Source organism: Flavobacterium caseinilyticum (assembly GCF_004349085.1).
GTDB classification, from domain to species: Bacteria; Bacteroidota; Bacteroidia; order Flavobacteriales; family Flavobacteriaceae; genus Flavobacterium; species Flavobacterium caseinilyticum.
The window spans coordinates 90044-101833 of the sequence record NZ_SMFM01000007.1; the positions used below are offsets into that span (position 1 = coordinate 90044).

The 11790-nt window shown below is 34.1% G+C and carries 12 protein-coding genes; all 12 read right to left on the reverse strand.

What is annotated here, in order from left to right; all coding sequences use genetic code 11:
• Window positions 1–59 precede the first annotated feature (59 nt).
• The 12 genes from E0F89_RS13510 to E0F89_RS13565 all read right to left on the reverse strand — a co-directional run bounded on the left by E0F89_RS13510 (window position 60) and on the right by E0F89_RS13565 (window position 11786).
• Window positions 60–1196, reverse strand: coding sequence for an alpha/beta hydrolase (locus E0F89_RS13510; protein ID WP_131910305.1), 1137 nt, complete (start codon window positions 1194–1196; stop codon window positions 60–62).
• A 129-nt stretch (window positions 1197–1325) separates the two neighbouring features.
• A complete protein-coding gene (hisIE, locus tag E0F89_RS13515; RefSeq protein WP_131910306.1) occupies window positions 1326–1931 on the reverse strand; it encodes a bifunctional phosphoribosyl-AMP cyclohydrolase/phosphoribosyl-ATP diphosphatase HisIE in 606 nt (201 codons plus the stop codon).
• 83 nt (window positions 1932–2014) lie between these two features.
• Window positions 2015–2770 (reverse strand): imidazole glycerol phosphate synthase subunit HisF, encoded by a 756-nt coding sequence (gene hisF, locus E0F89_RS13520; protein ID WP_131910307.1) that lies wholly within the window; start codon window positions 2768–2770, stop codon window positions 2015–2017.
• 63 nt (window positions 2771–2833) lie between these two features.
• Window positions 2834–3556 (reverse strand): 1-(5-phosphoribosyl)-5-[(5-phosphoribosylamino)methylideneamino]imidazole-4-carboxamide isomerase, encoded by a 723-nt coding sequence (gene hisA, locus E0F89_RS13525; RefSeq protein ID WP_131910308.1) that lies wholly within the window; start codon window positions 3554–3556, stop codon window positions 2834–2836.
• Between the two features lie 47 nt (window positions 3557–3603).
• On the reverse strand, window positions 3604–4185 hold the full coding sequence (hisH, locus tag E0F89_RS13530) for an imidazole glycerol phosphate synthase subunit HisH (RefSeq protein WP_131910309.1): 582 nt from the start codon (window positions 4183–4185) through the stop codon (window positions 3604–3606).
• A 77-nt stretch (window positions 4186–4262) separates the two neighbouring features.
• Window positions 4263–5399 carry a bifunctional histidinol-phosphatase/imidazoleglycerol-phosphate dehydratase HisB gene (gene hisB / locus E0F89_RS13535; protein WP_131910310.1) on the reverse strand — a complete coding sequence of 379 codons (1137 nt, stop codon included), beginning with the start codon at window positions 5397–5399 and terminating at the stop codon, window positions 4263–4265.
• Window positions 5400–5423: 24 nt separating this feature from the next.
• The gene (gene hisC / locus E0F89_RS13540; protein ID WP_131910311.1) at window positions 5424–6473 is read right to left on the reverse strand and encodes a histidinol-phosphate transaminase; all 1050 of its coding nucleotides are present in this window, start codon (window positions 6471–6473) and stop codon (window positions 5424–5426) included.
• Window positions 6463–7755, reverse strand: a complete 1293-nt coding sequence (gene hisD, locus E0F89_RS13545; RefSeq protein ID WP_131910312.1) for a histidinol dehydrogenase — start codon at window positions 7753–7755, stop codon at window positions 6463–6465. Before hisD ends, hisC begins: the two co-directional genes overlap by 11 nt.
• Window positions 7756–7834: 79 nt before the next feature.
• Window positions 7835–8692, reverse strand: a complete 858-nt coding sequence (gene hisG / locus E0F89_RS13550) for an ATP phosphoribosyltransferase (RefSeq protein ID WP_131910313.1) — start codon at window positions 8690–8692, stop codon at window positions 7835–7837.
• 278 nt (window positions 8693–8970) lie between these two features.
• Entirely contained in the window at window positions 8971–9480 is a 510-nt protein-coding gene (locus E0F89_RS13555) for a hypothetical protein (protein ID WP_131910314.1), read from the reverse strand.
• Between the two features lie 55 nt (window positions 9481–9535).
• Window positions 9536–10654 (reverse strand): VIT1/CCC1 transporter family protein, encoded by a 1119-nt coding sequence (locus E0F89_RS13560; protein WP_131910315.1) that lies wholly within the window; start codon window positions 10652–10654, stop codon window positions 9536–9538.
• A gap of 16 nt (window positions 10655–10670) precedes the next feature.
• Complete coding sequence (locus tag E0F89_RS13565) at window positions 10671–11786, reverse strand: efflux RND transporter periplasmic adaptor subunit (RefSeq protein ID WP_131910316.1); 1116 nt, start codon at window positions 11784–11786, stop codon at window positions 10671–10673.
• Window positions 11787–11790: the final 4 nt, after the last annotated feature.

The window sequence follows — 11790 nt, forward strand, 5'->3', positions numbered from 1 at the left end:
GAATTTTATAGAATTCTGTATGCTTTATTCTTAAGATTAAATTGTAATAAATTGTGCGTTTAAGAATTTTTTTTATTAAAAAACAACCACTCGATTGCCTTAGGAAATTCATCACTCCAATACGTTTCGCTGTGTTTTCCTTGCCTGTTAATACTTAAATTAATTTGAGATTTATCTTCTATAAATTGGTTCGAAAGTAAATCATTCTGAAACTTTTTTATGTGCTCAATCATCGTTTTACTTTCATCACCACCGGCATATAAATATACTTTGGTGTCTGCTGTATTCGCTTTTTTTGCGTCAATTTTTAGTTCTGGAACCACCCAAAGTGATGGTGAAAAAATCATTAGCTTACCAAATGTTTCGGGATTCCTGAGGCCACTAAAAATACTGATTAATCCTCCCATGGAACTTCCTCCTATTCCTGTAAATTCACGTTCTTTTTTGGTTCTGAAATTACTGTCAACGTAAGGTTTTAGTGTATCTGTTACAAAACGAATGTATTTCTTGCCTTGCCCTTTTCCCAAAACTGTTTTCCCTACATTATATTCCTTTATGCGATCTTCCTCAGCGTGTTCTATGGCAATGATTATGATTTTTCCAATTTTATACTCGGACATAACTGCCAGTTTTTTGTCAATTTCCCAATTTCCAAATTCAGCTTTTTCGTTGAACAAATTTTGGGCATCCTGCAAATACATCACCGGATAACTCTCACTCGAATGATCATAATCATGTGGTAAAAGCGCCCAAATTTTTCTTGTTTTGTTGAGTTGCGGAATTTTAAATTCATCCGATATCAACTGCACTTGTGGCAAATACGATTGTTTAAATGGCAACCAGTTTTTTCTCCACCTGGCAACATGTTCATTTTGTATTCCAGTATGCGCATCTGTCGAGCGATTTTCGGTTCGATTTCCATGGCTGTCAATTTCAACTTCACTCCAATCTCCTTTTGTAAATTTATACAAAAGCATAGCAGGATAATCAAAATCATGAGAAAATTTGTAGTGATATGAACCGTTTCCAATCTTTTCCATCACAAATTCTTTGTCCTGTGTTCGCCAATTATTAAAATTTCCTGAAATATAAACCGGTCGAGAATCATCTTCGTCAGTTGTCAGAATTATGTGTAATCCTGTATTTATTATAGAATCGCTTAGATCTTGATTAAAGGTGGTATTATCTGTATTCATTACGTGTATGCGCTTCTTTAATTATAAATAATAGTAAATATAGTTGATTGCCATTGGAAATAAAAGAAAAAAGAAAACCCAATAGCAAATGAATTTCCTATTGGGTTTTCTAAATATGAATGAAATAAATTAATTTTTCTTCTGGCGACTTTTCAAAACTTCAACAACATCATCTAATTTAAAACCTTTGGCTTGCAATAAAATAAGATAATGAAATAGTAAATCAGCACTTTCGCCTAAGAATAAATCGTCGTTGTCATCTTTAGCTTCGATCACCACTTCAATGGCTTCCTCTCCTACTTTCTGTGCAATTTTGTTCATCCCTAATTTAAACAAGGAAGCCACATAACTTTTCTCAGAGTCTGCATTTTCTTTTCGAAGTTGAATCGTATCCTCTAACGTTGTTAAAAAGCCATAATCCTCCTTGTTTTCGTCTGCCCAACATGTATCAGTTCCCTTGTGACACGTTGGTCCTTCTGGTTTTACCTGAATTAATAACGTATCATTATCACAGTCGTTTTTGATGTCAATCAGATTCAGAAAATTGCCACTTTCTTCGCCTTTTGTCCAAAGTCTTTGTTTGGTACGACTATAAAATGTTACTTTTTTAGTTTCCACCGTTTTTTGATACGCTTCAGCATTCATGAAACCCAACATCAAAACCGTTTTGGTTTCGCTGTCTTGAATGATGGCTGGAATTAATCCGTCTGTATTTTTTGAGAAATCTATGTTCATTTTTTTTATTTAAAGATTAAAAAATTAAAGATTGAAAGATTGTCTAATCGGATTTTCTTTTCTCTTTATTCTATTATCTGTTTCTATATCCTAACTTCGATATTATTATTTTTAAGCTCTGTTTTTAATGTCTTGATTTCAATTTCTTTAAAATGAAATACGCTCGCGGCCAAAGCTGCATCTGCTTTTCCATCCAAAAAAGTATCCACAAAATGTTGTATGTTTCCCGCACCACCGGAAGCTATTATCGGAATATTAACTAATTCCGAAAGTCTAGCCAAAGCTTCATTAGCAAACCCGTTTTTAGTTCCGTCATTATCCATTGACGTGAATAAGATTTCGCCTGCGCCGCGTTCTTCAACTTCTTTCGCCCAATCAAATAAATTCAATTCTGTAGGTACTTTTCCACCCACTAAATGAACAATCCATTGACCGTCAATTTGCTTTGCATCAATCGCAACAACGACACATTGACTTCCGAATTTTTGAGCCAAATCATTAATTAACTGTGGATTTTTTACAGCAGATGAATTAATCGAAACCTTATCCGCACCGTTTTGCAACAATATTTCAACATCTTTTACAGATGAAATTCCACCACCAACAGTAAACGGAATATTAATCGTTGAAGCTACTTTTCGAACCAAATCAACTAGGGTTTTTCTTCTTTCTTCCGTTGCCGAAATATCCAAAAAAACCAATTCATCAGCACCTTCATCCGAATATATTTTGGCCAGTTCCACGGGATCTCCGGCATCCCGTAAGTCTACAAAATTAACACCTTTTACGGTTCTTCCGTTTTTTATATCGAGACAGGGAATAATTCTTTTTGTTAACATCGTTTTATTGTTTTACGTAGAGACGCACTGTAGAGACGCACTGCAGTGCGTCTCTACTTAAACCTACATTATGATAAATTGTTCTAACTGTTTCAATGAAATTCGTCCCTCGTAAATCGCCTTTCCGATTATCGTTCCTTCACAACCCAATTCGGCTAGTCTTGGCAACTCGTCAAAAGTAGAAATTCCTCCTGAAGCAATTAATTTTATTCCTTTGGCTTCATCCAAAATTTTTGCATATAAATCAAAAGATGGTCCTTCAAGCATGCCGTCTTTGGCGATATCCGTACAAATTACATACTGAATTCCTTTATGTTGGTAGTCTTGTATAAAAGGAATCAAATCTTCGTTTGAATCTTCCAACCAACCGGAAACCGCTACTTTTTCATTATTCGCATCTGCTCCCAAAATAATTTTATCAGAACCATATTCTGCAATCCATTTTTCGAATAGTTCTCTATTCTTCACGGCAATACTTCCACCTGTAATTTGATTCGCACCACTTTCAAACGCAATTTTTAAATCGGAATCCGATTTTAATCCACCACCAAAATCAATTTTTAATTTGGTATGAGTAGCAATCTGCTCCAGTATTTTATAATTCACAATTTGGCTTGACTTTGCTCCGTCTAAATCAACCAAGTGCAAATATTCAATTCCATGTGCTTCAAATGACTTAGCCACTTCAAGCGGATTCTCGTTGTAGATGATTTTGGTATTGTAATCGCCTTTTGATAAGCGAACACATTTTCCGTCTATGATATCTATTGCGGGTATTATTCTCATTTTAATTAGTCTTAAAGTTTGTAAGTCGAAAGTCTTAAAGAATCAACTTAAAGTTTTAAAAAATTTCCTAAAATTTGCTCTCCAATATCGCCACTTTTTTCCGGGTGAAATTGTGTTCCGTAGAAATTATCTTTTTGTAAAGCTGAAGCATATTCAACTTCATAATCAGTTGTAGCAATGGCTTCAGGGCAATTAGGAGCATAAAAACTATGCACTAAATACATATATTCATTTTCAGAAATTCCGTTGAATAAATCCGATTTCAAATTGTAAATTTGGTTCCAGCCCATCTGTGGCACTTTAACTTTTGGCGTAAATTTGATCACATCAACATCAAAAATTCCTAAACCTGTAGTGTTTCCTTCCTCTGATTTGTTGCACATCAATTGCATGCCCAAACAGATTCCCAAAACGGGTTGTTTCAAGGTTGGAATTAATACATCAAGACCACTGTCAATAAGCATTTTCATTGCAAAACTAGCTTCGCCTACACCCGGAAATATCACCCGGTCTGCAGCCTTAATTTCTTTCCAATCATTACTCAAAACAGCCTCAAAACCTAATCTTTCAATGGCGAATTTTATGCTTTGAATATTTCCTGCGCCGTAATTTATGATTACTATTTTCATTTTACTTTTGTTTCAAGTTTAAAGTTTAAAGTTTAAAGTTGCTCGAGTCAACCTGAAACTTTAAACTTTAAACAATTTTACAACATTCCTTTCGTACTTGGCAAAATCATCTTTTCTGTATCGCGTTTTACTGCTACTTTTATCGCTTTTGCAAAAGCTTTAAAAATCGCTTCAATCTTGTGATGTTCGTTCGTTCCTTCTGCTTTGATATTGATGTTCGCTTTAGCACCGTCTGAGAATGATTTGAAGAAATGATAAAACATCTCTGTTGGCATTTTTCCAACCATTTCACGTTTGAATTCGGTTTCCCAAACCAGCCAGTTTCTGCCTCCAAAATCAATGGCAACTTGCGCTAAACAGTCATCCATTGGTAAACAAAAACCGTATCTTTCTATTCCTAACTTATTTCCTAATGCTTTTGCAAAAACTTCTCCAAGTGCAATTGCTGTATCTTCAATCGTGTGGTGTTCATCCACTTCTAAATCCCCTTTTACTAGGATTTCTAAATCCATTTGTCCGTGACGCGCAATTTGGTCCAGCATGTGGTCAAAAAAGGCAATTCCTGTTTCGATTTTGCTTTTCCCAGTTCCGTCAAGGTTTAAGTTTATGTAAATATCCGTTTCATTCGTTTTTCTTTCTATCGAAGCTGAACGCTCTTCTAATTTCAAAAACTCATAAATCACTTTCCAATCAGTCGTTTGTAAAGCAATAACCGAATCCAATTCATTTCTTTTAGAGGATATTTCATCACCTCCCAAAGCTTCATCTCTGTTAATAAAAATCGCTTTTGAACCCAAGTTTTTGGCTAATTCCACATCAGTTATTCTGTCTCCGATGACGAATGAATTTTCTAAATCATATTCTGGATTGTCGATATATTGTGTCAACATTCCAGTCGCAGGTTTGCGAGTCGGTGCATTTTGGTACGGAAAAGTTTTATCGATAAATACTTCTTTAAAAACAACGCCTTCATTTTCAAACGCTTTCATAATTAAGTTATGAACTGGCCAAAAGTTAATTTCAGGATGAGAATCAGTTCCCAAACCATCTTGATTTGTCACCATTACTAATTCAAAATCCAATTCCTTTGCTATTTTACCAAGATATTGAAAGGCATTTGGATAAAATTCTAATTTTTCAAAACTGTCTAATTGATAATCATTTGGTTCCAAAACCATTGTTCCGTCACGATCTATAAAAAGTATTTTTTTCATTAAAAAAAGTTTAAAGTTTAAGGTTTAAAGTTGTTTTAAAACCTCAATTAATTTCATATTTTCTTTTTCAGTTCCAACAGTAAAACGCAAACAATTATCGCATAATGGTTGGGTTGTTCGATTACGGATTACAATTCCTTTTGCAATCAATTCATCGTATCTTTTATTGGCATCATCCACTTTTACCAAAATAAAATTAGCTTCTGTTGGATAAATTTTTTCGACAAATTTAATATCAAGTAATACTTTAAGTAATTCCTCTCTTTGTTTTATTATCGAATCAATTTCAGCTTTTATTTTATCTTTATCCTTTAATCGTTCTAAAGCCCTTTTTTGACTCAATTCATTCACATTATACGGTGGTTTTATTTTATTTAAAACTGAAATTACTTCCGTAGAGGCATAACAAATTCCCAATCTAATTCCTGCCAGGCCATACGCTTTTGATAATGTTTGAGTGATGATCAAGTTTGGATATTCATCCAGTTCATTGCTCCAGCTATCTTTTTTAGAAAAATCAATATAAGCTTCATCAATCACTACTAATCCTTTGAAATTTTGCAAAAGGTACGCAACACTTTCATCTGAAAATGAATTTCCGGTTGGGTTATTTGGAGAACACAAAAAGATGATTTTTGTGTTTTCATTAACAGCTTCCATAATTTTTTCAATTTGCGGTTGAAAATCATCCGAAAGCAATACTTCTTTGTTTTCTACGGCATTGATATTTGCCAAAACACTATACATTCCATACGTTGGTGGCAAAGTGATTACATTATCTTTTTTTGGTTCACAAAAAGCTCTGAACAATAAATCCAACACTTCATCACTTCCGTTACCTAATAAAATTTGATTCGTTTTCACAAATTTTTGTTTTGCCAAAACCTCTTTTACACTCATTTGTTGAGGATCCGGATAACGGTTTACGCCATTTTCAAATGGATTTTCATTAGCGTCCAAAAAAATCATTTCTGCAGTATCAAAATCCTCAAATTCATCGCGAGCCGAAGAATACGGTTTCATTTGCTTAACGTTTTCTCTGACCAAATTATTTATGTCGAAATTATTTTCCATCTTCAATCGCTTTTAATCGTAATGTAACTGCATTTTTGTGTGCTTGTAATCCTTCAGCTTCTGCCATTATTTCAATCGCTTTCCCGATATTTTTTATTCCCTTTTCCGTTATTTTTTGAAAAGTCATCGTTTTCGTAAAACTATCCAGATTTACACCGCTATAATTTTTGGCATAACCATTAGTTGGCAATGTATGATTAGTCCCGGAAGCATAATCTCCGGCACTTTCAGGAGTATAATTCCCTATGAATACAGAACCCGCGTTTTGAACACCATTGCTGTAAAAATCATCAAATTCTGAGCAAATAATAAAGTGTTCCGGTCCGTATTCATTGATTAAGTCCAAAGCAATTTTATCATTTTCAACAAAAATCAATTTAGAATTCGCAATCGCTTTTTCGGCAATCGCTTTTCTTGGCAACGATTCCAATTGTATTTGAATTTCAGTCTCTACGGCATCAATTAATTTCTTGGAAGTAGAAACTAAAATTACTTGGCTATCCGCTCCGTGTTCTGCTTGTGATAACAAATCCGAAGCTACAAAAGCCGGAACTGCAGTCTCATCAGCAACAATCAGTAATTCTGATGGTCCAGCTGGCATATCTATTGCGACACCAAATTGTGTAGCCAATTGTTTTGCAACTGTCACAAATTGATTTCCGGGACCAAAAATTTTATACACTTTTGGAATCGTTTCTGTTCCAAAAGTCATTCCTGCAATAGCCTGAATTCCTCCTACTTTTAATATTTTTGTCACTCCACATAAATTTGCAGCGTACAAAATCGCAGGATTTACAACTCCATTTTTATCCGGTGGCGAACAAAGAACAATTTCGTTACAACCAGCAATTTCTGCAGGAACAGCAAGCATTAAAACAGTAGAAAATAAAGGGGCGGTTCCACCAGGAATATATAATCCGATTTTTTGAATCGGTCTTTTTTCCTGCCAGCAATTTACTCCTTCAATTGTTTCTACAGCAACTCTATCCGTTTTTTGAGCAATATGAAATTTTGAAATATTAGATTTGGCTAACTCAATAGCTTCTTTCAACTCTGGAGAAACGGAAGCAATTGCCAAATCAATTTCAGCTTTAGAAACTTCAATAGTATCAATTTTGGCACCATCAAAAAGCGACGTATATTTTGCAACAGCAACATCACCTTTCTTTTGAACTTCACTGAAAATTTCTTTTACAGTGGCTTCAATGTCATCAATAGTTTTGGTAGGACGCTCTAAAATTGAGGACCAAGATTCTGCTTTAGGATTGTATATTTTATTCATTTATAGTTTTATTCAAAGATTAAATAATAGAATTATTCCGTTTTTAAACTCATAATTCACAACTTATAATTTAAAATTCTTAAAGTACCATCTTCTCAATTGGACAAACCAAAATGCCTTCGGCACCAGCTTCTTTCAATTGATCAATAACATCCCAGAAAGTATCTTTATCGATTACAGAGTGAACGCTGCTCCATCCCTCTTGTGCCAAAGGCAAAACCGTCAAACTTCGTAACACAGGAAGAATTTTACCAACTGCTTCAATTTTGTCATTTGGGACATTCATCAAAATGTATTTTGATTTTCTTGCTCTTAAAACAGATTCGATTCTGAATTTTAACGTGTCAATTATTTTTTGAGATTCAGGACTTACTTTTGGCGAAACAGCTAAAACTGCTTCACTTTTAAAAATAACTTCAACCTCTTTGAGATTATTTTTAAATAATGTACTTCCGCTGGAAACAATATCAACAATAGCATCAGCTAAACCAATGTTTGGAGCAATTTCTACCGAACCTGAAATTTGGTGAATATCAACTGTCACGCCTTTAGAGCTAAAAAAATCAAGGACTGTTTTAGGGTAAGAAGTTGCTATGCGCATACCTTCTAAATCCTGAACGGATTTGTAATCAAATGTTTTTGGTACAGCAACAGATACTTTACATTTTGAAAAACCTAATTTTTGAATTACTTCAATATCCCCGCCTTTTTCGACTAAAAGATTATCCCCAACGATAGCAATATCTACAACTCCATCAATCAAATATTGAGGAATATCCGAATTTCTTAAATATAAAACCTCTAAAGGGAAATTGGATGCTTCGGCTTTTAATTGGTCTATTCCGTTATCAATTGAAATACCTGCATCTTTTAAAATTTGAATGCTGTCCTCGTTTAAACGTCCTGATTTTTGAATTGCAATTTTTAATGTACTCATTTTGTCTTTTTTTGTTTTTGTTTAAAGTATTTTGATTGAGTACAAATAATGGGTAATAAAAAACCCGTTTGATGTACTCAAACGGGTTTTTAGAATATGATGATTTACACACATACCATTAACACATCGCTTGAGAGCAATAATGAAAATGATGATGATGCAATTGATTTGTAAACATTTTAGTGTACTTGTTTTAATTCTTGTGCAAATATAAGAGATAAATTATTTACAAAGCAATTTTTATTGTAACTTATAAACTAATTTTTGTTAAATGGATATTATTCGTCTTCGTTTTGATACTCTTTTTCCAAAGATGGATTCTCATTCACAGGTACAGCAGCAGCATTATTTTTTCTAATTTCTGTATGACGAATTTCTCCTCCCGAAGTTCCAACATTTATCGACATAATTCCACTTATCAATGCTAAAACAAGTGTAATAATGGAAAATATTTTTGCCAATCGGAATTTTTTTACAGCGGCTACTACTGAAATCAACGCAAAAACTCCGGTTGCATACAGCAGTAAAGCAAATTTTTCCGCTAATTCTTCGTGTTCATGGATGATTGCTTTACCAATATTTGGAAAATCTTCCACCACTTCCTCTGCTCCTTCTCCAGTTCCCATACTGAACGCACCAAAAATAGCTGCAACAATAAATAAAACATAACTAGTATTTTTTATGGAATTGTTCTTTAATAATATTCCTGTAATCAGGATTGCAATTCCAAAAAAAGTTCCAATAATTGGAAAATGGTTAACAACCAAGTGTAAATGAGCATCATTCATAATATAATTTTTTGAGGTTTAATACTGTTTAATTTTTTCTAATATGTTAATTATTTTATCCCGCCAGTGAAACTCCGATTAGGGAACCAATTCCATAAGTCACGGCTGCAGCCAGCAATCCAAAAGAAACTTGTCTAAATCCGGAAAATAAAACGCTTTTTCCTGTAAGTAAAGTAATAGCGGCACCAATGCCAAAAAGTCCAACAACACTGCTTCCTAAACTAAGCAAAATTGCATTTTTTCCATCTAAAAACATAAATGGATATAATGGAATAATCGCTCCAATAGCAAAAAGCACAAATGAAGCTATTGCCGCTTCCCAGGCTGAACCGCCTAATTCTTCCTTATCAATTCCCAGTTCCTCCGTGATAATGGCATCAATTGCCGTTTGAGGATTTTCAAAAGCTTTGTCAGCCAGTTTTTGTGCTTCTACTGCATTCATTCCTTTGGCTTGATACAATAAAACTAATTCTTTTTTCTCTTCTTCGGGAGAAGCTTCTAATTCTTCGGTTTCCAAATCGATTTGGCGCTGGTTTAATTCTCTTGAACTTTGTACCGAAAGCCATTCGCCTAGTGCCATGGAGATTGCTCCTGCCATAAGTCCCGCAATTCCCGTTAATAGTATGGTATTATTAGAAACAGCTGCTCCAGCAACTCCCATGACTAAACTCATATTCGAAACCAATCCATCATTGGAACCTAAAACAGCAGCTCGCAATGCATTTCCACCTACTGATTTATGCCTGCTTTCAAATTTAGACAATAAGCCACCGGAAACATTCAAGGCAGCATTATTGTTTACGGCTTCAATGATATTAAGATGATTGTGCTCAAAACCTGTTGGTTTCTCTCCGCTTTTAAGTTTATTTTTAATTGAATTTACTGCAAACTGCTTTTCAATATTGGAAAGGTTGCTGATAATAGAACTGTAACCAAAGATTTTACCCAACTTCAATTGGAATTTCGCTCGTCCTGATGGCGAAGGTATTTTGTAATTTGGTTCCAAAGTCAACACTTTATCAAACATGTGTTTCGCGTGTCCTTTCTCAATTTCACCCAAACTCAACAATACTCTTGAAAGATTATCATCCGATTGAATGGCAGCAATACTATCATACAAAAAGGCAGTATCAACCTCTGTTTGCAACTGATCTTTTAGTTTTTTCAAGTCCATTTTATTTGTTTCTTTATTAATTAGCCAAATCGAACACCCCTTTTGTCAAAATTCTTGAAGAATCATTAATCATAGTATTTGGAAGTATTTCGACAAACTTTTCAGATTTCTCGCCTATTTTAACGCTTACTTTCTTGAATGAATATCCGTTTTTTTCATTGTCCAATAAAAGCACGAAATTTTTGTTGTTTTCAGTTAGTAATGCTTCAGAAGGAATCGCCAAGCCTTTTTTGGAATCGATAATTATTTCAGCTTCTACAAACATTCCTGTTAATAATTTTTGCTTGATAGCATCATCTAAATGTCCATGAATATTAATTGTTCTGTCGTTTCCTTCTATTGATTTTCCAACCAAATGTACGTCGGCATTAAAAACATCTTTAGAAGCTTCAGGAACTTTAAAATGTATTTTTTGTCCAATTTTCACATTCAAAATATCTTTTTCAAAAACGGCCAACTCTAAATGCAAATGATCCGTATCGACAATTTCTAAAATCACATCCGAAGGCGCCACATACATTCCCACATTGGCATTCATAATTACAATATCCCCTGTTATTGGAGAAAAAATAGTGATTGTTGAAGTCAAAATTCCTTTCTCTACATTTCTTGGGTTAATATTCAAAAGCACTAATTTGGCACGTAAACTTTGATGCATTGCTTTGGCTCTTCGGTATTCACTTTCTGCTTTTAGGTAGTTTTTTTGCGAAGTTATTTTTTCATCATACAATGTTTTTTGTCTGTCATATTCAGATTTCAGGAAATTAAGTTGCTCAGCCACTTCCATATAATCTTTTTGAATATCAAGAAATTCCGTGTTTTGTAGCGTTAACAAAGCTTGTCCTTTTGTTACTTTGTTTCCAACTAGCAGTGTTGTTGATTTCACATAACCGCCCATAAAAGTGTTCACTTTAGCTCGATTTTGTGGCGGTACGTCAATTTTTCCCGAAGACTTAACCGTAACATCAAAATCCTGTTCTGTTGGAGTGGCAATCTCCATTCCCGAAGATTTGAATTGGACGGAAGTTACAGTTGTCAAACCGTCGTCTTTTTGTTCCACTTCCTCTGTTTTTGATTCTTTACAAGAAAATAAAGCAATGGATAAAGCAATTATATATAGAGATTTTTTCATTAGT